The following is a 21,294-nucleotide window of genomic DNA, read 5'->3' on the forward strand; positions in this document are numbered from 1 at the left end:
GACTTCGATCCAGCAACTACGGCCCACTCTGGTCCGGAAAGGCTAGGAATTACCTACTCAATAGAGGACGCGCACGCGCAGAGTGCCCGGGATCGCCGCCATCGCGTCGCGCAGGCTGGCGGTCTGCGCTTCGTCGGCGGTCACGTCGATGACCACATAGCCGACCTTCGGGTCGGTACGCAGGAACTGGCCATCGATGTTGATGCCGCGGTCGCGGAAGATGTCGTTGATCTGCGACAGCACGCCCGGCACGTTGCGATGGATGTGCAGGATGCGGCGGCTGCCGTCATGGCCGGGCAGGGTGACCTCGGGGAAGTTCACCGACGACAGCGTGCTGCCGTTGTCGCTGTAGCGCACCAGCTTGGCCGCCACCTCGATACCGATGTTGTCCTGCGCCTCCAGCGTGCTGCCGCCAACGTGCGGGGTGAGGATGACGTTGTCCAGTCCGCGCAGCGGGGATTCGAAGGCATCGGCATTGCCCTTCGGTTCCACCGGGAACACGTCCACCGCCGAACCGCCGACATGCCCTGACTTCAGCGCTTCGGCCAGCGCGTCGATGTCGACCACGGTGCCGCGCGATGCATTGATCACGTGCGCGCCGCGCTTGAGCTTCGCGATCTGCGCGGCGCCGAACATGTCCTTGGTCGCCGCCGTCTCCGGGACGTGCAGCGTCACCACGTCGCTCTGCGCCAGCAGATCGTCCAGGCTGATGGCGGCGCGGGCGTTGCCGAGCGACAGCTTGGTTTCGATGTCGTGGAAAAGCACGTGCATGCCCAGCGACTCGGCCAGCACGCCGACCTGGGTGCCGATATGGCCATAGCCGATGATGCCCAGCGTCTTGCCCCGCACCTCGTGGCTGCCGGCGGCCGACTTGCTCCAGCCGCCGCGGTGGCATTCGGCGTTCTTCTGCGGAATGCCGCGCATCAGCAGGATCGCCTGCGCGACCACCAGCTCGGCCACGCTGCGCGTGTTGGAGTAGGGCGCGTTGAAGACCGGGATGCCGGCCAGTTCCGCCGCGTCCAGGTCCACCTGGTTGGTGCCGATGCAGAAGCAGCCCACCGCGATCAGGCGGCGCGCCTGCGCCAGCACGTCGTCGCTCAGATGGGTGCGCGAACGGATGCCGACGATGTGCGCGTCGGCGATCCGGCGCTTCAGTTCGTCTTCCGGCAGCGACTTCTCGTGGAGCTCGATCTGCGTGTATCCCGCCGCGCGGAACGTCTCGACCGCCGTCTGGCTGACCCCCTCCAGCAACAGCACGCGGATGTCCTGCTTCGGGTACGAGGTCTTCTTGATCGACATTGCCGGAAAGGTCGCAGCGGAGGGGAAAGGGCCGCCACTATGCCAGATGGAGGACAGCGATGGTGCGCCGCGCAATGGAAAGCTGGGTTGCCATTTTTCCGCTTGGTTGCCCGTGAAACGAAGGGGCGTATCGGCTGGACGTCGCACGGCATCGCTGGCACGCTGTGCGCCCCCTGGAATGCATCCACGCAATGAGCGATCCGCGTCTGGAAACCCTGCTGCATGCCGTGCCGGCACTGCGTCTGAAAACCGATCCTGCCGACCTCGAACACTACGGTCGCGACTGGACGCGGCGCTGGACGCCGTCGCCGCTCGCCATCGCATTGCCGGCGACGGTCGAGGAGGTGCAGGCCGTCGTGCGCTGGGCCAACGAGCATCGCATCGCCGTCGTGCCATCGGGTGGACGCACCGGTCTGTCGGGGGGCGCGGTGGCGGCGAATGGCGAACTGGTGCTGAGCCTGGAGCGCATGAACCAGCCGCTGGACTTCAACGCGGTGGACCGCACCCTGACCGTGCAGGCCGGCATGCCGCTGGAGGCCGTGCACAACGCGGCGCGCGATCACGGCCTGGTCTATCCCGTGGATTTCGCCGCGCGCGGCTCTTGCGCGATCGGCGGCAACATCGCCACCAATGCCGGCGGCATCCGCGTGATCCGCTACGGCAATACGCGCGAATGGATCGCCGGGCTGAAGGTCGTCACCGGTGCCGGTGAGGTGCTGGAACTCAACAAGGCGCTGATCAAGAATTCCAGCGGCTATGACCTGCGTCATCTGTTCATCGGTTCCGAAGGCACGCTGGGCATGGTGGTCGAAGCCACCGTGCGGCTGACCGACCCGCCACCGCCGACCAATGTCATGCTGCTGGCGTTGCCGTCGTTCGACGTGCTGATGCAGGTGTTCGCCGCATTCCGCGAACGCCTGCAACTGGAGGCGTTCGAGTTCTTCACCGACCGCGCGCTGCAGCACGTGCTGGCGCATGGCGCACAGAAGCCGTTCGACGAGGTTCATCCGTACTACGTCGTCACCGAGTTCGCGATTGGCGATGAGGCGAAGGAAGCGGCGGCGATGGCGGCCTTCGAAGCCTGCATGGAACAGGGCTGGGTCAGCGATGGCGTGATCAGCCAGTCCGACGCGCAGGCGGCCCAGTTGTGGCGTCTGCGCGAGGGCATCACCGAGTCGCTGGCGCGCTACGTGCCGTACAAGAACGATGTGTCGGTGCGCATCTCCGCCATGCCGGCGTTCCTGGCGGAGACCCAGGCATTGCTCGGCGAGGCCTATCCGCAGTTCGACGTGGTCTGGTTCGGCCATATCGGCGACGGCAACCTGCACATCAACGTGCTGAAGCCGGATGGCATGGAGAATGCGGACTTCGTGGTCCAGTGCGAGCAGGTCACCAAACTGCTGGCTGCGTCGCTGCAGCGGCACCAGGGCAGCATCTCGGCCGAACACGGCATCGGCCTGGTCAAGAAGGGCTATCTGGAAAGCACGCGCAGTGCCGAAGAAATCGCGGTGATGCGTGGCATCAAGCGCGTGCTGGATCCGAACGGACTGATGAATCCGGGCAAGCTGTTCGACACCTGACAATACGGCCGGATTCAGCCTCGCGATGTCGATTGCGGGTAGTCTTTGCGCACCGCGCCGACCCGGCGTTCCCCCGTTTGGATGTCCATGTCCCGATTGATCCTGGCTGGCGTATTGCTGGCGTTCTCCGTGCCGGTCTTCGCCGGCAGCTTCGCTGGTTCGTCCGCCGGTGCTTCCTCGGCCGGCTCATCCGCTTCCTCGGGCAGTTCTTCCGGCGACGACAAGGTCGTGGTGCAGGCGCGCGAAGATGCGGCGAGTTTCGTCGCCAGCGACGGCCGCATCCGTGGCGCGCAGCTCGAAGCCGCACTGCGCCACCTGCGCGAGAAGGACGAGTCCGCGCGCAAGGCCAGCGACATGCAGCTGGCGCAGGCCATCCTGGCCCGCTGATGCCACTGCGTCGGCCCGGGGGCCGGCGCATCGCCGCGCTCCTGCTGTGGGTGTGGCTTCTTGGCCCGGCCGCCACGGCGGCCGCACTCGAGATCGACGCCTCCCGTCTGGATGCCGACGACATCGCCGCGACGCAGGCGCTGGTGGATGACGTGCTGCCGCGTCTGCCTGCGGCGTGGCGCGAGGGGTTGCCGCCTAGTCTCACCCTGCAATGGCGCGACGATCTGCCGGCGCATGTCGCGGGACGGCGGCGCGGGGATCGCATCCTGCTTCCCCACCGCCTGCTGCAGGCATGGCGCGCACGCGACACCGCATCCCCGGACGATGCTTCCGTGCTCGCCGTCCGCCAGGCGCTGGTGCATGAACTGGCCCATGGCTACGACCGTGCGCAGCGCAACGTGCTGTCCGGCGATCCACGCCTGCGCGATCTGGCGGGGTGGCAGCGCAGCGTGTTCTCCATCGCCGGGCGCCGGTCGCGCAACGACTTCGTCGCGCGCACGCCCGATCCGTACGAACTGGCGCGTCCGTCCGAGTTCGTGGCGGTGAACCTGGAGCATTTCGTACTCGATCCGGCCTACGGCTGCAGGCGCCCTGCATTGCATCGCCATTTCGCGACGCACTTCAACGCATCGATCCCGACGAAGCCATGCGCGCCCGGGCTGCCGTTCCTGGACGTGGATGCCGAGGCAGGCGACGCCTCGCTGCTCGCCCTGGATCCCTCGCGCGTCTACGCGGTCGACTACCTGCTGGCCGAAGGCAACACGCAGGCGATGAGCCGCTGGGGGCACAGCATGCTGCGGCTGGTGGTCTGCGCGCCGGGTCGTGCGCCGGGACCGGATTGCCGTTTGGACCTGGCACACCATCGCGTGCTGTCGTTCCGCGCCTTCGTCGGCGACGTGCAGATCTCCGGCTGGCGCGGACTGACCGGTTCGTACCCCTCGCGGCTGTTCCTGCTGCCGCTGGACCAGGTGATCGAGGAATACACGCGCGTCGAGCTGCGCGGACTGCAGTCGATTCCGCTGCGCCTGCGGACGGAAGAGATCGCTTCGCTGCTGGAGCGCGCAGCGCAGCTGCACTGGAGCTACGACGGGCGCTACTACTTCATCAGCAACAACTGCGCGGTGGAAACCTGGAAGCTGCTGCACGACGGCGTGCCACGGCTGGCCGGCGAACCGCTTGCCAGCATCACGCCTACCGGCCTGCTGGGGAAACTGGAGCGCCGCGGCATCGCGGATGCCAGCGTCCTGGACGATGCGGAGAAGGCGAGACGGCTTGGCTACTACTTCGAGCCGATGAACGCGCGCTACGAGGCCTTGTTTGCCGTCGCGCGCACCTCGCTGTCGCTGCCGCAGCCGGACGCGCAGGCGTGGCTGGCGCTGTCGCCGACCGAACGCGCCGTCTGGTTGCCGCAAGCGGATCTGCGCACCAGCGCAGCGCTGCTGGTACTGGAGAATGCAGCGCGACGCCGCCAGCAACTGCTGTTGCGCGACGAGCTGAAACGGCGCTACCTGAGGCGTGATGCGCCGGCCGAAGTCGCGCAGGCGCTGCAGGCCCTGCGCACATGGCTGGGCGACACCGGCTTCGTCAGTCGGCCCTCGGAACTGTTGCAGGATGGATACGGACTGCCGCAGTCCGCAGAGCGCGCTCGCCTCGCTGAAGAAGCCAGCCTTCGCGTGGCCCGGCTGCGAAAACAGGACGGGGCGTTGCGGGAAGAACTGGAGCGCTGGCTGCCGGCGGACCGGCGCGAGGTGTTGCGAGGCATCGAAAAAAACCTCGAGACGATCAGCGCGCGCCTGCGCCTGCCGTAGCGTGCGCCATGCGCATGATCGTGCGGTTTCACTGGTCGTGCGCGCAGCGCACGCTACGTCACTCCGCGCAGCCGGGAGTACTGTTGGCTGATCCATGACGGCCCGCCGTCGTGGCGTGCGCCATGCGCACGAACGTGGTCGGCATGGGCTTGGACGCGCCCCGTTGTCCTGGCGAAGGCCGGGATCGAGCGACTTCATGCGTACGAACGCATCAACGCACCGCCATCGCATGCAATGCCGGGCGGTTTCAGTGGTCGTGCGCGCAGCGCACGCTACGTCACTCTGCGCAGCCGGCAGTATTGTTGGCTGATCCATGGCGGCCCGCCGTCGTAGCGTGCGCCATGCGCACGAACGTGGTCGTAGTGGGCTTGGACGCGCCCCGTTGTCCTGGCGAAGGCCGGGATCGAGCGACTTCATGCGTACGAACGCATCAACGCACCGCCATCGCATGCAATGCCGGGCGGTTTCAGTGGTCGTGCGCGCAGCGCACGCTACGTCACTCTGCGCAGCCGGCAGTATTGTTGGCTGATCCATGGCGGCCCGCCGTCGTAGCGTGCGCCATGCGCACGAACGTGGTCGTAGTGGGCTTGGACGCGCCCCGTTGTCCTGGCGAAGGCCGGGATCGAGCGACTTCATGCGTACGAACGCATCAACGCACCGCCATCGCATGCAATGCCGGGCGGTTTCACTGGTCGTGCGCGCAGCGCACGCTACGTCGATCTGCGCAGGCGGCATTGTTGTTGGCTGATCCATGACGGCCCGCCGTCGTAGCGTGCGCCATGCGCACGAACGTGGTCGTAATGGGCTTGGACGCGACCGGTCACCCCGGCGAAAGCCGGAGCCCAGCGACCTCCGTCACGCCTGCAGAGATGCACAAGCCAACAGGCGCTGGGTCCCGGCCTTCGCCGGGAAGACGATCGGGGGAGGGCGCGCTTCCGTGCGCGCGGAGCACGCTACCTCAGTCGGCGCGGCCGCCGAACTCGCCCGTGGTCGTGTTGACCAGGATGCGCTCGCCGTTGGTGATGTACTCCGGCACCATGATTTCGATGCCGGTGCTGAGCTTGGCCGGCTTCGGACGCTTGGTGGCGGTGCCGCCCTTCAGTTCCGGCGGCGTTTCCACCACTTCCAGCGTCACGTGTTGCGGCAGCTGCAGCGCGACGGGCAGTTCGTCGATCACCTGGACGTAGCAGCCCGCCAGCCCGTCGGTGATGTAGCCGGCGTCATCGCCGATGACGTTGGCGTCCAGCGTATACGGCGTGTAGTCCTCGTCGTCGAGGAAGACGAAGGCGTCGCCATCCTTGTACGAATACGTGGCCTGGCGGCGCAGCAGCTCGACTTCGCTCAGGTTGTCGTCGGCATCGAAGCTGGCATCCAGCTTGTTGCCGCCCGGCACGCTGTACATGATGAAGCGGAAGCGCACGTTGCCGCCGCGGCCCTGCGGCGAGCTGCGCTCGATGTCGCGGATCTGGTACACGCCGCCGTTGTGTTCGACGACGTTGCCCTTCTTGATGTCGAAAGCTTTCATGGTGGTAGGCCGTGATGGGTGATGGGTGATTCGCTGTGGGTGGAAGCGAAGCGAACAATGCTTCGCTTCGTGGACCGAGGCAATGCGTGGCTGGGCAGATGATCCGGCGGCTGCACGGAGCCGCTCTTTCGGATCACCAATCGCCCATCACGAATCCCGGCTTATTTCGGCGCCAGGCGCACGGCGCCATCGAGGCGGATGGTTTCGCCGTTGAGGTAGGTATTGCCCAGGATGTAGGCGACCAGGTCGGCGAATTCTTCCGGCTTGCCGAGGCGGGACGGGAACGGGATCGATGCGCTGAGCGACTGCTGCACGGCCTCCGGCATGCCATCGACCATCGGGGTCCAGAAGATGCCCGGGGCCACCGTCATCACGCGGATGCCGAAGCGGGACAGTTCGCGCGCCATCGGCAGGGTCATGCCGACCACGCCGCCCTTCGACGCCGAGTAGGCGGCCTGGCCGATCTGGCCTTCGTACGCGGCCACGCTGGCGGTGTTGACGATCACGCCGCGCTCGCCATCGGCGTTGGGGTCGTTGTGCTGCATCAGGTTGGCGGCGGCCTTGGCCACGTTGAAACTGCCGACCAGGTTGACCATCACCGTGGCCTGGAACGTCGACAGCGGCATCGGTGCCTCCTTGCCGAGCATGCGACCGGCGCCGAGGATGCCCGCGCAGTTGATCGCCGCATTCAGGCCACCGAGGAACTCCTTCGCCGCGGCGACATTCGCGGCCACGCCGGCTTCATCGGTCACGTCGGTGCGGAAGTAGCGGACATTGGCCTCGCCCAGGTCGGCGACGGCGGCAGCGCCCTTGTCGTCGTTGACGTCGAACAGCGCCGCCTTGCCGCCGCTGGCGACGAGGCGGCGGGCCACGGCCAGGCCCAGGCCGGAGACGCCACCGGTGATGACGGCGCGGGTATCGGAAAGCTGCATGCGGTGAACCTGCTGCGGAAAGGGCGGCATTTTACGCGATGGCGGGCAGGGGGCGCTCGGTGGCCGCGCTATGTTCCCTTGTAGGAGCGGCGTAAGTCGCGACCGTAAATCCTCCTCCCCACAGCCCCTTCCGCAGAGCCGCAGAACCGGGGGCGCACTCATTCGCCGCCCAAAAGATATGGGCTGCTCGGGTTTGCGGTCGCGACTTACGTCGCTCCTACAGAAATACTCGCCACTCAGGCGTGCAGTGCCCGCTCCAGCGGAGCATCGGCGAGCCGGCGCGCGAACTCGTCCGGCGACAGGCCGGGGGCGAACAGGAAGCCCTGGCCGACCGGCACCCCGAGGTTCAGCAGGAACTGGCGCTGGGCTTCCGACTCCACGCCTTCGGCCACCAGGCCCAGGCCCAGGCTGCGCGCAATGGCGGACACGGCCTGGCAGACCGCGACGTCGGAGCGGTTGTTCGGCACGCCCTCGGTGAACAGGGGGCTGAGTTTCAGGCCGTGGATTGGCAGGCGCCGCAGGTAGTTCAGTGCGCTGTAGCCCTCGCCGAAGTCGTCGATGGTCAGCAGCACGCCCAGTTGGCGCAGGTCGGCGAAGGTGCGCAGCGTCGCCGGCGCGTCCTCGATCAGCACGCGCTCGGTGAATTCCAGCTCCAGCGCACTGCCGGGCAGGTCGAACTCGCGCAGGATGGTGCGCACGCGGTCGGCGAGGTCGTCGCCCGCGAATTGCCGGTACGACACGTTCACGGCCACCCGCACGATGCCAAGGCCCATGTCGCGCCACGTCGCCACCTGGCGGCAGGCCTCGCTCAGCACCCAGCTGCCGATGCGCACGATGTCGCCGGTGGTTTCGGCGTGGCTGATGAACACGTCCGGGCGCAGCTCGCCGAGCTGGTGGTTCTGCCAGCGGATCAGCGCTTCGCCGGCGATGATGCGGCCATTGCGCAGGTCGACCTGCGGCTGGTAGACGAGGCGGAATTCCTCGTTGTCCACGGCACGGCGCAACTGCGTCTCGATCTGCAGGCGATCCTGCTGCCGCTGCGCCAGTTCCTGGGTGAAGCTCTGCCAGCCGTTGCGCGCACGATGCTTGCTGTCGTACATCGCGATGTCGGCGTTCTGGATCAGCTGCTGCGGTCGCAGGCCGTCGCCCGGCGCCACCGCCAGGCCGATGCTGGCGGTGATGGCGAACTCGTCCTTGCCGAAGCGGAACGCATCGGCGAACGCGCCGAGCACCCCGTGCGCCATCGCCTCGGGCAGGTGTGGATCGTCGCCGGCATCGCAGATCACCAGGAACTCGTCGCCGCCGAAGCGCGCGATCATGCCCTCGGTGCCGACCGCGCCGCGGATGCGGTCGGACGCTTGCACCAGCAGTTCGTCGCCGGCGTTGTGACCCAGCACGTCGTTGACCATCTTGAAACGGTCGAGGTCGATGTAGAGCACCGCCACGCGCGCGCGCTCGGGATCGGCCAGCCGCGCGCCGAGTTCGGTCAGCACGGCGTCGCGGTTCATCAGTCCGGTCAGCGGGTCGGTGCGCGCCTGGATGCGCAGCGTCTCCTCGGCCTGCTTGTCCTGCGAGATGTCCTGCATGGTGCCGGTGATGCGCGAGGCACCCGGGTCGCCCGGTTCGGCATCGCCGATCACGCGGATCCAGAACGGGTGGCCATCGGCCTGCGTGCCCTGCAGTTCCAGGTCGAAGCCCTGTCCGCCGGCAGTGATCAGGTCCAGCGCGCCGCGCAGGCGTCTGCGGTCGGTCTCGCGCAGGCACGACAGCATGTCGGCCAGCGTGACCAGTGGCCGTGCCGCACCGAGGATGCGCTGGGCCTCGTCGGTCAGGTACATGCGGTCGCGGCCCAGGTCCCATTCCCAGCCGCCGATGTGTGCCAGCGACTGCGCGCGGTCGAACAGTGCGCTGTCGCGCTTGAGCTCGGTGACGTCGCTGTACAGGGTGCTGACCTGGGCCGGCACGCTGGCGCCGGGCGCGAACTGCGGAACCGAGGTGGCGGTGAGCCACAGCAGTTGTTTCTTTTCGCGGTGATACAGGCCCAGCAGCACGCTTTCGATCATCTGGCCGGTATCGAGGGCGCGTTGCGCAGGCAATTCGTGGCGCGCCATCTCGCGGCCGTGCTCGTCGACGATGTGCCAGCGGCCCAGTGCCAGTTCCTGGTCGGCACGCTGGTCCTCGCGGATGCCGAAGATGCGCATGGCCGCGCCATTGCAGTACTGCACTTCCAGGTCGCGGTTCTGCACCACGATGCCCTTGTCGATCGTTTCCATCAGCTCGCGGTAGCGCATCTCGGCCAGCCGGCGGCTGCTGATGTCGCGGGCGACGGCGACGATGCTCTTGCGCCCGTCGAAGCTGATGCTGGCGGAGTGCACTTCCACCGGAAACCGCGTGCCGTCGCCGCGCATGTTGGTGACCTCGATGACATAGGTCACGCCGCGATTGAGGGTTTCCCACACCGGCACCAGGTGGTCGCGCGGCAGGTCGGGATTCAGCACGTTGATGTTGTTGCCGACGATCTCGTCGCGGGGACGGCGGTACGCCAGCATGCCGGCCTTGTTGAGGTCGAGGACGGTGCCGTCCTCGGCGATGATGCTGACCGGGTCGGGGACGGCGTCGAACAGGTTGCGGTAGCGGGAGCGCTCGGTGTCGGCTTCGTGCTGCTTGGCGCGCAGCGCCTCGCCTGCCTGGCGCAGGAGGGTGGCGGTCGCTGCGTCCAGGTGGCCGGCCGTGGCCGCGCGTTCGAGCGCGGCGGCCAGCGCCATCGCGTCGACGTCGCTGGCCGGGTCGTGGCTCATACGGCGGCCAATGCCTTGCCGACGCGGCTGCCGGTTTCACGGCCCAGCCGCGAGGCCAGCCAGCGGCCCGTGTCCGCCAGCAGTTCCAGGTCGACGCCAGTGCGCAGGCCCATGCCGTGCAGCAGGTAGACCACGTCCTCGCTGGCGACGTTGCCGCTGGCGCCCTTGGCGTAGGGGCAGCCGCCGGCGCCCGACACGGCCGAATCGACCACGCGCACACCGACCTCGAGGCAGGCGAGGAGGTTCGCCAGTGCCTGGCCGTAGGTGTCGTGGAAGTGCACGGCCAGCGCCGGCATCGGCACCTCGGCGGCGACCGCCTTCAGCATGTCGGCTGCCTTGCGCGGCGTGCCGACGCCGATCGTGTCGCCCAGCGAGATCTCGTAGCAGCCCATTGCATGCAGCTGGCGCGCCACCCGCACGACATCGGCCACCGGCACCTCGCCCTGGTAGGGGCAGCCCAGCACCGTGGACACGTAGCCGCGCACCTTCACGCCGTCGGCGGCGGCGCGCTCCAGCACCGGGCGGAAGCGTTCGATGGACTCGTCGATGGACGCGTTGATGTTCTTGCGGGTGAAAGCTTCGGACGCGGCGGTGAATACCGCGACTTCCTCGACGCCGGCGGCGCGTGCGCGTTCGTAACCCGTCTCGTTCGGTACCAGCACCGGATAGGCCGTCCCGGGGCGCCGCTGGATGGCGGTGAACACCTCGGCGGCATCGGCCAGTTGCGGCACCCACTTCGGGCTGACGAAGCTGGTGGCCTCGATGCTGAGCAGGCCGGTGCGCGACAGCCGGTCGATCAATTCCACCTTGTCGGCGGTGGCGACGAGCGTCTTCTCGTTCTGCAGGCCATCGCGTGGCCCCACTTCGACGATGCGGACGAAGTCCTCTGCGGAGAGGGGGGCGGTGCTCATGTGCGCTTTCCCGTCTTGGCGCGGCGCATGCGCAGTGTCTTGTCGCGACCATCGAAGGTATCGAAGAGGCCGGGTTCCGCCTGCAGCAGCGTGCGCAGCCGTTCCGGCCGTCCTTCGAACAGGTAGGTGCTGGCGTCGACCTCGCGCGCCTTCAGCGATCCGTCCTGCACGCGCTGCATGATGTCCACCGTGTCGAGCATCGCGATCTGCAGGATATCGTCGTGGATGCGGTATTTCAGCAGCGTGACGGCACCCGCCGGCATGCCTTTGGGGATCGGCGGGGTTGCGGCCTTGCCGGTGCCGAACAGGCCTTCCAGTTCGCTGAAACCCAGTGCGAGATACCGGTCGCCTTCCAGCTCGAAGCCGAGTGCGGCGAACTGCGGCGAATCGGCGCGGCCGTCGTCGTGCAGGCGCACGCGGCAGGCGGCGTCCACCTCGGCATAGTCGTCCTTGCCCAGCGGTATGCGGTCCTGCGCGCTGTCGGGCAACGGAATCCAGCGCCCGACCAGGGCGGGGTCGCAGGCGAGCGGGGCCGGCGCGTGTTCGAACATCACGCAGCCCGCCAGCATGGCCGCCGTCATCAGCACGGCGACGATGCGTGCGGGCGGCTGCGGGGCGGGCCTCACTCCAAAGCCACCAGGATCGCGTCGGCGTCGACGAAATCGCCGGCGGCGGCACGCACGTCCGCCACCACGCCGGCACGCGGCGCCCGTATCGCGAGTTCCATCTTCATCGCTTCCATCACCAGCAGTTCCTGCCCTGCGTCCACGCTGTCCCCCACTTGTGCTTTCACCACGACCACGCGTCCCGGCATCGGCGCGATGACGCGCCCATCCCCGCCACTCTCGCCACCGCCCGTCCGCTGATAGGCCGGCAGCGTCTCCAGCGTGGCGCGCCGTTCCCCATCGTGCAGGGTGAGGCGGCCACCATGGGCGTGGACGCGGAGGCGATGCGCCTGACCATGAATACGCAACTCGAGCACGCCAGCGGTCAGGCGGGCACCTTCGACCGGGTAGGCCGTGTCCTCCACTTCGATGACGTAATGCCCGGCATGGCCATGCGCGACGGCGTCCCAGCGCTGGTCGCGGTGCTGGAACGCCAGTGGCCGGCGTCCGGCATGGCCCAGGCGCCAGCCGTCGGCGATCGCCCAGGGCGATCCGGGGTCGTCCGACGCCGCGGCGGCATGGCGGGCAGCCGCCTCCTGGTCCAGCAGCATGGCCACGGCCGCGGCCACCCGCAGCGCCGGAGTCAACGTCGCCGCCGGCATGAACTCGTCCAGGTGGCGGTCCAGATAGCCGGTGTCGATGCGTCCCTCGACCACGGCCGGGTGGCGGGCGAGTTGCTCCAGGAAGCCGATGTTCGACTTCGGCCCGACGATGTCGCAGTCGGCCAGCGCAGCGCGCAACCGCGCCAGCGCGACGGGCCGGTCTTCGCCCCAGACGATCAGCTTGGCGATCATGGGGTCGTAGAAGATGGTGACCAGGTCGCCTTCCACCACGCCGCCGTCCAGGCGCACGTGCGTCGACGGCGTCGGCAGCACCAGCGACTCCAGCCGTCCGGACCCCGGCAGGAAGCCCGCTTCCGGATCCTCGGCATACAGGCGCACTTCGATCGCATGGCCATGTTGCGCGATGGCGTCCTGCGCCAGCGGAAGCGGTTCGCCCGCGGCCACGCGCAGCTGCCATTCCACCAGGTCCAGGCCGGTGACCATTTCGGTGACCGGGTGCTCCACCTGGAGGCGGGTGTTGATTTCCATGAAATAGAACCGGCCGTCGGGATCGACGATGAATTCGACGGTGCCGGCATTGGCGTAGTCGATGGCCTGCGCCGCCTTCACCGCGGCGTCGCCCATCGCCGTGCGCAGGGCAGGGGTCAGGAACGGCGAGGGCGATTCTTCCAGCACCTTCTGGTACCGCCGCTGCGCGGAGCATTCGCGCTCGTTGAGGTGCAGCGTGTGGCCCTGTGTGTCGGCGAACACCTGGATTTCGATGTGGCGCGGCGACTGCACGTAGCGCTCCAGCAGCACGCGGTCGCGTCCGAATGCATTGGCGGCTTCGCGCTGGCAGCTCTCGAGCTGGGCGATGAAGTCCTCGAGCCGGTGCACGATGCGCATGCCCTTGCCGCCGCCGCCATGCGCGGCCTTGATCATCAGCGGGAAGCCGATGCGTGCGGCCTCGCGCGACAGCGTGTTGGGGGACTGGTCTTCGCCCGTGTAACCGGGAACCACGGGCACGCCCGCCGCCGCCATCAGGTCCTTCGCCCCGGCCTTGCTGCCCATCTTGCGCATGGACGTGCCGGACGGACCGATGAACACCATGCCGGCGGCCGCGACGGCGTCGGCGAAGTCGGCGTTTTCGGAGAGGAAGCCGTAGCCAGGGTGGATGGCCTGCGCGCCGGTCTTCTTCGCGACTTCGATGATCGCCTCGCCGCGCAGGTAGCTGTCCGCCGGTCTCGGCCCGCCGATCGGGTGGGCTTCATCGGCCTGCCGCACGTGCTGGGCGTCGGCATCGGCCTCGGAATACACGGCGACGGTGCGGATGCCGAGCCGGCGGCAGGTACGGATGACACGGCAGGCGATCTCGCCGCGGTTGGCGATCAGGATCTTGGCGAACATCAGGGCTGGGCTTCCGCGGGCAGGTGGCAGACGGCTTCGATGTTGTGGCCGTCCGGGTCGATGGCGAAGGCGGCGTAGTAGTCCGGGTGATAGTGCGGGCGCAGGCCGGGGCCGCCGTTGTCGCGCGCACCGGCAGCCAGGGCCGCCGCGTGGAAGGCATCCACCTGCGCGCGGGTCTGTGCGCTGAAGGCGATGTGCGAGCCGTGGCCGGACGTGCCGCCTCCTTTGCCCACCCAGAAATGCGGGCGACCGGGCGGTCCGAAGCCGCAGCCTTCGTAACCGCCGGTCATCTCGCGCGTCACTTCCATAACGACGCCATGGCCGAGCGCGGCGAGCACGCGTTCGTAGAAACTGCGGCTGGCGGCGTAATCGGCAACGTCGATGCCCAGGTGATCGATCATGCCTTCACTCCTTGGTGGTCCATGCGGGTGAGCGCTTGTCCCGGAATGCGGACAGCCCTTCCTGGCCTTCCGCCGACACGCGCAGTCCGGCGATGAGGTCGGCGTTGTCGGCATCCAGCCGGTTGCGGTCGGAACCGGATGCCACGCGCGCGACCAGTTGCTTCGCGCCGGCCGCTGCCTGCGGGCCGGCCTTCAACAGCAGGGCCAGTTGGCGGTCGATGGCTGCATCCAACGCGTCCGCCGGCACCACATCGTGCAGCAGGCCGATCCGCAGCGCGGTGGCGGCGTCGAAAATCTCGGCGGTGGCGAACCAGCGCCTGGCCTCGCGCGGCCCGATGGCGGCGATGACATAGGGCGAGATCACCGCCGGCAGCAGGCCCAGCTTGCTTTCGGTCAGGCCGAATTTCGCCTCCGGCACGCCGATGGCGATGTCGCAGCAGGCGACCAAGCCCACGCCACCGCCGAATGCCGCGCCATGGACGCGCGCCAGGGTGGGCTTGGGGAGTTCGTCCAGCGTGCGCATCAGGCGGGCGAGGGCGAGGGCGTCGTCGCGGTTCGCCGCCTCGCTGGCCGAGGCCATCCCGCGCATCCAGTTCAGGTCGGCACCGGCGGAAAACGAGGCGCCGCTGCCTGCCAGCACCACGGCACGGATGCCGGCATCGGTGGCGATCTGCTCCAGGGTGGCCGTCAGCGCGGCGATCAGGTCGGCATCGAACGCGTTGTGGAGGGTGGGACGATCCAGCCGGATGCGCGCCACGGCGCCACTGCGGTCCAGTACGAGGGGATGTTCCTGCGGTGGTGCCGCCATGCCTGCCGTTCCCTGCAAAGTCGCCGAATGATAGCGGCACAGTCCGTTGCGGCCGTCGTGCAGTGCGGCGATGCTACAATGAGAACAGTTCGCATTTGAGGTTGCTGCGTGATCCTGACTGACCTTCCCCGGCGTACGCCCGCCATCGTGGACTCCGTGGAAGACCACGGACCGCAGGACACCATTGCCCGTCGCCTGCGCGAACTCGGCTTCGTCAACGGCGAGGAAGTCGAGGTGGTCGCGAAGGGTCCGCTGGGTGCCGAGCCGCTGCTGGTGCAGGTCGGTTTCACCCGCTTCGCGCTGCGCCGCTCCGAAGCCGCCCGCGTGCGCTTGCGCAACGGAGCCACGACATGAGCGCCGCCGATGCATCGACCTTGCGCCTGGCCCTGGTCGGCAATCCCAACTGCGGCAAGACCGCGCTGTTCAACCAGCTGACGGGCAGCCGGCAGAAGGTCGCCAACTACGCCGGCGTCACCGTCGAGCGCAAGGAGGGTCGCTTGCATTCGGCCGCGTCGGGACGCAGCTACGCCGTGCTGGACCTGCCCGGTGCGTACAGCCTGCATGCCGCCAGCCTGGACGAAGCGGTCACCCGCGATGTCTGCCGCGGCTTCTATCCCGGCGAAGCGGCGCCTGACGTGCTGGTCTGCGTGGTCGATGCCACCAACCTGCGCCTGCACCTGCGGTTTGCGCTGGAAGTACGCGAACTCGGCAGGCCGATGATCCTGGCGGTCAACATGATGGATGCTGCGCATCGACGCGGCATCGCCATCGACCTGGGCGCGCTGGAGCGTGAACTGGGCGTGCCGGTGGTGGAAACGATCGCGGTGAAGCATGGCGGCGCGCGCGCGCTGATCGAGCGCATCGACGCGGTCGCCGCGCAGCCGCACGAACCCCGCGCGCAGCTGGCGGAGGGCGCCGACCTGCACGCGGAGACGCGCCGCCTGCTGTCGCTCGCCGTGGCCATGCCGACGCGCACCGCCAAGATCGACGATGCGCTGGATCGCTGGCTGCTGCATCCCGTCTTCGGTCTGCTGGCCCTGGCCGTGGTGATGTTCCTGATCTTCCAGGCGGTGTACGCCTGGGCCACGCCGCTGATGGACCTGATCGAGGCCGGCACCGGCGCATTGGGCGCATGGGCGGGCGACGCATTGCCGGAAGGTCCGCTTTCCAGCCTGCTCGTCGACGGTGTCATCGCCGGTCTCGGTGGCGTGATCGTGTTCCTGCCGCAGATCCTGATCCTGTTTGCCTTCATCCTGGCGCTCGAGGAAAGCGGCTATCTGCCGCGCGCCGCGTTCCTGCTCGACCGCATGATGGCGTCGGCCGGCCTGTCGGGACGCTCCTTCATTCCGCTGCTGTCGAGCTTCGCCTGTGCCATCCCTGGCATCATGGCGACGCGCAGCATCCAGGATCCGCGCGACCGCCTGGCGACGATCCTGGTGGCGCCGCTGATGACCTGCTCGGCACGCCTGCCGGTGTACGCGCTGCTGATCGGTGCGTTCGTGCCGGACGAGAAGGTCGGCATCTTCAATCAGCAGGGCCTCGTCCTGTTCGGCCTGTATGCCGCCGGCATCGCCAGCGCATTGCTCGTATCTTGGGTGATGAAGAAGTGGCGCCGCGACAAGAGCGAGCACGCGCTGCTGCTGGAACTGCCGTCCTACCGCATCCCGCATCCGCGCGACCTGCTGATCGGCCTGTACGAGCGCGCGATGATCTTCCTCAAGCGCGTCGGCGGCATCATCCTGGCGCTGACCATCCTGCTGTGGTTCCTGCTGAATTTCCCGGCGGCGCCCGCGGATGCGGTCGGACCGGCGATCGATTACAGCTTCGCCGGCCGCATCGGTCATGCGATGGCGGTGTTCTTCGCGCCGCTGGGCTTCAACTGGCAGATCTGCATCGCGCTGATCCCGGGCCTGGCCGCGCGCGAAGTGGCGGTGGCCTCGCTGGCGACGATCTATGCGCTGTCGGCGGCGGACGACGACGCGGCCATCCAGGCACTGACGCCGGTCATCAGCGACGGCTGGTCGCTGGCCACCGCGCTGTCGCTGCTGGCGTGGTTCATCTACGCGCCGATGTGCATCTCGACGCTGGCCACGATCAAGCGCGAGACCAATTCGTGGAAGCAGATGGGCTTCGCGGCGTTCTACCTGTTCGCGCTGGCCTACCTTGCCTCGCTGGTGACCTACCAGGTCGCCAGGGCGCTGGGCGCGGGCTGACCGTGGATGCATCGCTCGCCGTGCAGTACGTGGTCATCGCGGTCGCGGTGGTGGTGAGTGCCTGGGTGGTGCTGAAGAAGCAGTTTCCCGGCCCGCTGCGCAAGGCACGGATCGCACTGGCGTTGCCGCTCCTGCGCGAGGGCAAGCCGGGATGGATGCAGGCACTGGGGCGCCGGGTCGCCCCGGCACCGCAGGGGCAGGCGGATGCCGCATGCGGTGGCTGCAGCAGTTGCGGCCCCGACGACAAGAAAGCCTGACGGCGCGCGCGGCTCAGTGCCGGGTCCTGCGTCCGGCGGCCTTGCCTGTCGCAGGATTGAGTTCCACCGACAGCACGAAGCTGCGTTGCTCGTGCGGCTGCATGGCGCCCACGCCCACCACTTGGCGGGTGACTTCCTCGCCGCGGTCGTTGCGGATCGACAGCACCACGCTGTACTCCCACGCCGCGCCCTCGGCCGGGGGCTGCAGCGTGCCCTCGATCCGCAGCGGCGTCAGCGCGGCCACCGCCTGGGTACCCGCACCGGGTTCGAAGCGCAGGTGATGACGGCAGCCCGGGCAGACCGCCGCGCTTTCCAGGATGGTCGCCTTGCAATGCGGACAGGTGCGGGTGGCGCCCGCACTTCCCGGGCGGGGCTGGCTCATGTGCCGGCGCCGGACTCCGTGCCGTTGCCCTTGCCACCCTTGCCGGGTGTTTCGTCCCAGCCGAACTCCGCATTGCCACGCATGCGCGAACCGGCCGCGACGGTGAGGGCGCCGGCCTTGACGTCACCGACCAGCACGCCAGACGACAGCAACTCGACCCGTGATGCCGATTCGATGTTGCCTTCCAGTTCGCCGGCGATGGTGACCTTCTTCGCGCGCACGCCGCCATTGAGCTTCGCGCCGGTTTCGATGGTCAGGTCGCCTTGTACGTTGACGTCGCCCTTGAACTTGCCCGCGATGCGGATATGCCCGGTGCCCTCGATCTTGCCCTCGATGGTCAGGTCCGCCGCGATCAGCGACTCCTTGAGGGCTTCCTGCGGTGGAGTCCGCTCGACCGGCCGCGTGCCGGGCGGGGCGCTGACGGCGGGCGAGAAGTCTGCTGCGGCCGCTGGCGTATCGCGTACGGGGGCGAGGGCAGGTTCTGGCGGCGGGGCGTCTTTCTTCGCGGGGCCTTGGTCTTTCCAGATGGACATGCAGGGGATGCTCCGGGTGGCAGGAATTCCCGACTATCGCCGCCATCACCCGCGCATGCTGTGACCGGCGCAACCGATTGACGGCTCCGCGGATCGCGCGTCCCCGCGATTCATGGGCGAGTCGGTCTTGTGCACGTGGCGATCACATCCATGAAGAGGCGCGCCGTCGCTCGCCCGGGCGCGTTCCTACATGCGGAACACGCCGAACTTCGCCGGTTCGATCGGCGCGTTGAGCGCGGCGGAGATGCCGAGGCCGAGTACGCGACGGGTATCGGCCGGATCGATGATGCCGTCGTCCCACAGGCGCGCAGTGGCGTACCACGGGCTGCCCTGGGACTCGTACTGGTCGCGGATGGGGGCCTTGAAGGCGTCCTCTTCTTCCGGCGTCCAGGTCTTGCCGGCGGCCTCGATGCCGTCGCGCTTCACCGTGGCCAGCACGCTGGCAGCCTGTTCGCCGCCCATCACGCTGATGCGCGCGTTCGGCCACATCCACAGGAAACGCGCGCCGTAGGCGCGGCCGCACATCGCGTAGTTGCCAGCGCCGAAGCTGCCGCCGATCACCACGGTGAATTTCGGCACGCTCGAACAGGCCACGGCGGTCACCATCTTCGCGCCATCCTTCGCGATGCCGGCGTTCTCGTACTTGCGGCCGACCATGAAGCCGGTGATGTTCTGCAGGAACACCAGCGGGATGCCGCGCTGGTTGCACAGTTCGATGAAGTGCGCGCCCTTGAGTGCGCTCTCGCCGAACAGGATGCCGTTGTTGGCGACGATGCCGACCGGATAGCCGTGCAGGTGAGCGAAGCCGGTGACCAGCGTCTTGCCGTAGCGGGCCTTGAATTCGTCCAGTTCGCTGCCGTCGGTGATGCGCGCGATCACTTCGCGGATGTCGAACGGGCGGCGCGTGTCCTTCGGCACGATCCCGTACAACTCCTCGGCTGCGTAGCGCGGCTCCCGCACCTCGCGCACGACGACGGGGAGCGTCTTGCGGCGATTGAGGTGGCCGACGATGCCGCGCGCGATCTCCAGGGCATGGCGGTCGTCCTCGGCGAAATGGTCGGCCACGCCGGAGATGCTGGTGTGTACGTCGGCGCCGCCAAGCGCCTCGGCATCGACCACTTCGCCGGTCGCCGCCTTCACCAGGGGCGGGCCGCCCAGGAAGATCGTGCCCTGTTCCTTGACGATCACGCTTTCGTCGCACATCGCGGGCACGTAGGCGCCACCGGCGGTGCAGCTGCCCATCACCACCGCGATCTGCGGAATGTTCTCCGCCGACAGCCGAGCCTGGTTGTAGAAGATGCGGCCGAAATGCTCCTTGTCGGGGAATACCTCGTCCTGCAGGGGCAGGAAGGCGCCGCCCGAGTCGACCAGGTAGATGCAGGGCAGCCGGTTCTCGCGTGCGACTTCCTGTGCGCGCAGGTGCTTCTTGATCGTCATCGGGAAGTAGGTGCCGCCCTTGACGGTCGCATCATTGGCGACGATCACCACTTCGTTGCCCATCACCCGTCCGATGCCGCAGACCATGCCCGCCGCAGGTGCGGCGCTGTCGTACATGTCCTCGGCAGCGAGCGGAGCGATTTCGAGGAAGGGAGAACCGGGGTCGAGCAGGGCGGCGATGCGGTCGCGCGCGAGCAGCTTGCCGCGTTCGGTGTGCCTGGCGCGCGCCTTGTCGCCACCGCCGTCGGCGGCATGGGCCAGCCGGCGATCGAGTTCCTGCACCAGCACGCGGTGGTACGCGGCGTTGGCAGTGAAATCGGGCGAGCGCGTGTCGAGTTGCGAAGCGATGGCGGGCATGCGGCACGAGGAGGCAGGAAAGGCGGCATCAGACCACAAAGCCCCGCATGCGCCAAACCGCACTGCAAAAGAAGACGAGCCACTTTCACCGTCGCGTGGGGATGACGGGCGCCTGGACGCCTGGATGGGCGGCCACAAACAACAAGGCCCGCTTGCGCGGGCCTTGTCCGATTCGCGAAGGTGCGAGTCGATCAGTGCTTGGCTTCGTCGGCCTTGGCTTCAGCCTTGTCGGCCACTTCGGCGGCCTTGTCGGCGGTGGCCTGGGCGGCATCGGCGGTGGCCGAAGCAGCAGCGGCGGCAGCGTCGGTGGCAGCGGCGTGGGTCGTGGCGGCGGCATCGGACGCAGCAGCGGCGGTGGCGTCGGCAGCGGCTTCCACGGCGTCGCCAGCGGCGCTCGCGGCGTCACCGGCAGCAGCGGCGGCCTGGTCGGCGGCAGCAGCGGCGTCGGCGGCGGCCTTGTCGGCCGATTCGTTCTTCGCGCAGGCGCCCAGGGCCAGGACGGCGGCAACCAGCAGGACGGTGGACTTGATCTTCATGTGTATCCCCTAATCGATATGTGTGGAAGAAGGTGGCGCCGGGAAGGCGACGTCCGTTCGTCCCAGAACCGAAGGGCGAACCAGGGCGCCATGACCCGGATACAGAAAGGGCCGCCAGCGGACTGGCGGCCCCTTCAATTTTAACGCCAAATCAGGCAACTGCCAGCAGATTACTGCTTGGCGGCTTCCTTGGCAGCGTCGGTCGCGGCTTCGGCGGTGTCGGCAGCCTGGGCAGCGGCGTCGGCAGCAGCGTCAGCGGCTTCCGTCGTGGTGGCGGCAGCAGCGTCGGTCGCGGCGGTGGCAGCGGCGTCGGCAGCGGCGGTGGCGGCGTCGGCGGACTGCTGGGCAGCGTCGGCGGTCACTTCGCCAGCGGCAGCAGCGGCGTCGGCAGCGGCCTGGGCTTCGGTCGCGGTCGCGGCGGCGTCAGCAGCGGCGTCGGCAGCCTGTTCCTGGTTCGAGCACGCAGCCAGGGCGAAACCCAGGGCCAGCGCGATCAGAGCCTTGTTCATGGTCATC

The 21,294-nt window shown here is 68.3% G+C and carries 20 protein-coding genes; 6 read left to right on the top strand and 14 right to left on the bottom strand.

Translation table 11 applies throughout. The features are described from left to right. Positions 1-57: 57 nt before the first annotated feature. The gene (gene serA, locus V7060_RS13365; protein ID WP_334179747.1) at positions 58-1,299 is read right to left on the bottom strand and encodes a phosphoglycerate dehydrogenase; all 1,242 of its coding nucleotides are present in this window, start codon (positions 1,297-1,299) and stop codon (positions 58-60) included. Between the two features lie 191 nt (positions 1,300-1,490). Here serA and V7060_RS13370 point away from each other — a divergent pair, with 191 nt between their 5' ends. From V7060_RS13370 to V7060_RS13380, 3 genes are all read left to right on the top strand, one after another. Beyond that, positions 1,491-2,879, top strand: coding sequence for an FAD-binding oxidoreductase (locus V7060_RS13370; RefSeq protein WP_334179748.1), 1,389 nt, complete (start codon positions 1,491-1,493; stop codon positions 2,877-2,879). An 87-nt stretch (positions 2,880-2,966) separates the two neighbouring features. Then, positions 2,967-3,266: a DUF2388 domain-containing protein gene (locus V7060_RS13375; RefSeq protein ID WP_334179749.1), complete on the top strand. Its 300-nt coding sequence runs from the start codon at positions 2,967-2,969 to the stop codon at positions 3,264-3,266. Further along, the gene (locus tag V7060_RS13380) at positions 3,266-5,074 is read left to right on the top strand and encodes a DUF4105 domain-containing protein (protein ID WP_334179750.1); all 1,809 of its coding nucleotides are present in this window, start codon (positions 3,266-3,268) and stop codon (positions 5,072-5,074) included. The genes V7060_RS13375 and V7060_RS13380 overlap by 1 nt, the downstream gene beginning before the upstream one ends. 958 nt (positions 5,075-6,032) lie before the next feature. On the opposite strand, the gene yeiP is transcribed toward V7060_RS13380, so the two are convergent. The 8 genes from yeiP to V7060_RS13420 form a co-directional block, all read right to left on the bottom strand. After that, positions 6,033-6,599 carry an elongation factor P-like protein YeiP gene (yeiP, locus tag V7060_RS13385; RefSeq protein WP_055942515.1) on the bottom strand — a complete coding sequence of 189 codons (567 nt, stop codon included), beginning with the start codon at positions 6,597-6,599 and terminating at the stop codon, positions 6,033-6,035. 161 nt (positions 6,600-6,760) lie between these two features. Continuing rightward, positions 6,761-7,531 (bottom strand): SDR family NAD(P)-dependent oxidoreductase, encoded by a 771-nt coding sequence (locus V7060_RS13390; RefSeq protein WP_334179751.1) that lies wholly within the window; start codon positions 7,529-7,531, stop codon positions 6,761-6,763. A 236-nt stretch (positions 7,532-7,767) separates the two neighbouring features. Further along, a complete protein-coding gene (locus tag V7060_RS13395; RefSeq protein ID WP_334179752.1) occupies positions 7,768-10,329 on the bottom strand; it encodes an EAL domain-containing protein in 2,562 nt (853 codons plus the stop codon). Next, positions 10,326-11,240 (bottom strand): hydroxymethylglutaryl-CoA lyase, encoded by a 915-nt coding sequence (locus V7060_RS13400; RefSeq protein WP_334179753.1) that lies wholly within the window; start codon positions 11,238-11,240, stop codon positions 10,326-10,328. The genes V7060_RS13395 and V7060_RS13400 overlap by 4 nt, the downstream gene beginning before the upstream one ends. Further along, positions 11,237-11,866 carry a hypothetical protein gene (locus V7060_RS13405; RefSeq protein ID WP_334179754.1) on the bottom strand — a complete coding sequence of 210 codons (630 nt, stop codon included), beginning with the start codon at positions 11,864-11,866 and terminating at the stop codon, positions 11,237-11,239. Before V7060_RS13405 ends, V7060_RS13400 begins: the two co-directional genes overlap by 4 nt. Next, complete coding sequence (locus V7060_RS13410; RefSeq protein ID WP_334179755.1) at positions 11,863-13,854, bottom strand: biotin carboxylase N-terminal domain-containing protein; 1,992 nt, start codon at positions 13,852-13,854, stop codon at positions 11,863-11,865. Before V7060_RS13410 ends, V7060_RS13405 begins: the two co-directional genes overlap by 4 nt. Then, positions 13,854-14,255, bottom strand: a complete 402-nt coding sequence (locus V7060_RS13415) for a VOC family protein (RefSeq protein ID WP_334179756.1) — start codon at positions 14,253-14,255, stop codon at positions 13,854-13,856. Before V7060_RS13415 ends, V7060_RS13410 begins: the two co-directional genes overlap by 1 nt. Positions 14,256-14,259: 4 nt before the next feature. Beyond that, positions 14,260-15,063 carry an enoyl-CoA hydratase-related protein gene (locus V7060_RS13420; protein WP_334179757.1) on the bottom strand — a complete coding sequence of 268 codons (804 nt, stop codon included), beginning with the start codon at positions 15,061-15,063 and terminating at the stop codon, positions 14,260-14,262. 108 nt (positions 15,064-15,171) lie between these two features. On the opposite strand from V7060_RS13420, the gene V7060_RS13425 reads away from it, so the two are divergent. From V7060_RS13425 to V7060_RS13435, 3 genes are read left to right on the top strand one after another with little or no spacing between them, the layout of a single operon-like run. After that, positions 15,172-15,417 (top strand): FeoA family protein, encoded by a 246-nt coding sequence (locus tag V7060_RS13425; protein ID WP_334179758.1) that lies wholly within the window; start codon positions 15,172-15,174, stop codon positions 15,415-15,417. Further along, on the top strand, positions 15,414-17,276 hold the full coding sequence (locus tag V7060_RS13430; RefSeq protein ID WP_334179759.1) for a ferrous iron transporter B: 1,863 nt from the start codon (positions 15,414-15,416) through the stop codon (positions 17,274-17,276). The genes V7060_RS13425 and V7060_RS13430 overlap by 4 nt, the downstream gene beginning before the upstream one ends. A gap of 2 nt (positions 17,277-17,278) precedes the next feature. Then, complete coding sequence (locus V7060_RS13435; protein ID WP_334179760.1) at positions 17,279-17,533, top strand: DUF6587 family protein; 255 nt, start codon at positions 17,279-17,281, stop codon at positions 17,531-17,533. A 13-nt stretch (positions 17,534-17,546) separates the two neighbouring features. On the opposite strand, the gene V7060_RS13440 is transcribed toward V7060_RS13435, so the two are convergent. The 5 genes from V7060_RS13440 to V7060_RS13460 form a co-directional block, all read right to left on the bottom strand. Beyond that, on the bottom strand, positions 17,547-17,915 hold the full coding sequence (locus tag V7060_RS13440) for a hypothetical protein (RefSeq protein ID WP_334179761.1): 369 nt from the start codon (positions 17,913-17,915) through the stop codon (positions 17,547-17,549). Further along, positions 17,912-18,448 carry a polymer-forming cytoskeletal protein gene (locus V7060_RS13445; protein WP_334179762.1) on the bottom strand — a complete coding sequence of 179 codons (537 nt, stop codon included), beginning with the start codon at positions 18,446-18,448 and terminating at the stop codon, positions 17,912-17,914. Before V7060_RS13445 ends, V7060_RS13440 begins: the two co-directional genes overlap by 4 nt. A gap of 186 nt (positions 18,449-18,634) precedes the next feature. After that, a complete protein-coding gene (locus V7060_RS13450; protein WP_334179763.1) occupies positions 18,635-20,242 on the bottom strand; it encodes a carboxyl transferase domain-containing protein in 1,608 nt (535 codons plus the stop codon). A 191-nt stretch (positions 20,243-20,433) separates the two neighbouring features. Next, positions 20,434-20,778: a hypothetical protein gene (locus V7060_RS13455; protein WP_334179764.1), complete on the bottom strand. Its 345-nt coding sequence runs from the start codon at positions 20,776-20,778 to the stop codon at positions 20,434-20,436. 170 nt (positions 20,779-20,948) lie between these two features. Further along, positions 20,949-21,293: a hypothetical protein gene (locus V7060_RS13460; RefSeq protein ID WP_334179765.1), complete on the bottom strand. Its 345-nt coding sequence runs from the start codon at positions 21,291-21,293 to the stop codon at positions 20,949-20,951. Position 21,294: the final 1 nt, after the last annotated feature.

The organism is Pseudoxanthomonas sp., from assembly GCF_036845285.1.
In the GTDB taxonomy this organism is placed as follows: domain Bacteria; phylum Pseudomonadota; class Gammaproteobacteria; order Xanthomonadales; family Xanthomonadaceae; genus Pseudoxanthomonas_A.

Excerpts from the sequence above, each read along its gene's own strand:
- V7060_RS13400 (WP_334179753.1), bottom strand. The coding sequence starts at position 11,240 with ATGAGCACCGCCCCCCTCTCCGCAGAGGACTTCGTCCGCATCGTCGAA.
- V7060_RS13415 (WP_334179756.1), bottom strand. The coding sequence starts at position 14,255 with ATGATCGATCACCTGGGCATCGACGTTGCCGATTACGCCGCCAGCCGC.
- V7060_RS13370 (WP_334179748.1), top strand. The coding sequence starts at position 1,491 with ATGAGCGATCCGCGTCTGGAAACCCTGCTGCATGCCGTGCCGGCACTG.
- yeiP (WP_055942515.1), bottom strand. The coding sequence starts at position 6,599 with ATGAAAGCTTTCGACATCAAGAAGGGCAACGTCGTCGAACACAACGGC.
- V7060_RS13445 (WP_334179762.1), bottom strand. The coding sequence starts at position 18,448 with ATGTCCATCTGGAAAGACCAAGGCCCCGCGAAGAAAGACGCCCCGCCG.
- V7060_RS13450 (WP_334179763.1), bottom strand. The coding sequence starts at position 20,242 with ATGCCCGCCATCGCTTCGCAACTCGACACGCGCTCGCCCGATTTCACT.
- V7060_RS13440 (WP_334179761.1), bottom strand. The coding sequence starts at position 17,915 with ATGAGCCAGCCCCGCCCGGGAAGTGCGGGCGCCACCCGCACCTGTCCG.
- V7060_RS13420 (WP_334179757.1), bottom strand. The coding sequence starts at position 15,063 with ATGGCGGCACCACCGCAGGAACATCCCCTCGTACTGGACCGCAGTGGC.
- V7060_RS13460 (WP_334179765.1), bottom strand. The coding sequence starts at position 21,293 with ATGACCATGAACAAGGCTCTGATCGCGCTGGCCCTGGGTTTCGCCCTG.
- V7060_RS13410 (WP_334179755.1), bottom strand. The coding sequence starts at position 13,854 with ATGTTCGCCAAGATCCTGATCGCCAACCGCGGCGAGATCGCCTGCCGT.
- V7060_RS13455 (WP_334179764.1), bottom strand. The coding sequence starts at position 20,778 with ATGAAGATCAAGTCCACCGTCCTGCTGGTTGCCGCCGTCCTGGCCCTG.
- V7060_RS13375 (WP_334179749.1), top strand. The coding sequence starts at position 2,967 with ATGTCCCGATTGATCCTGGCTGGCGTATTGCTGGCGTTCTCCGTGCCG.
- V7060_RS13390 (WP_334179751.1), bottom strand. The coding sequence starts at position 7,531 with ATGCAGCTTTCCGATACCCGCGCCGTCATCACCGGTGGCGTCTCCGGC.
- V7060_RS13430 (WP_334179759.1), top strand. The coding sequence starts at position 15,414 with ATGAGCGCCGCCGATGCATCGACCTTGCGCCTGGCCCTGGTCGGCAAT.
- V7060_RS13380 (WP_334179750.1), top strand. The coding sequence starts at position 3,266 with ATGCCACTGCGTCGGCCCGGGGGCCGGCGCATCGCCGCGCTCCTGCTG.
- serA (WP_334179747.1), bottom strand. The coding sequence starts at position 1,299 with ATGTCGATCAAGAAGACCTCGTACCCGAAGCAGGACATCCGCGTGCTG.
- V7060_RS13395 (WP_334179752.1), bottom strand. The coding sequence starts at position 10,329 with ATGAGCCACGACCCGGCCAGCGACGTCGACGCGATGGCGCTGGCCGCC.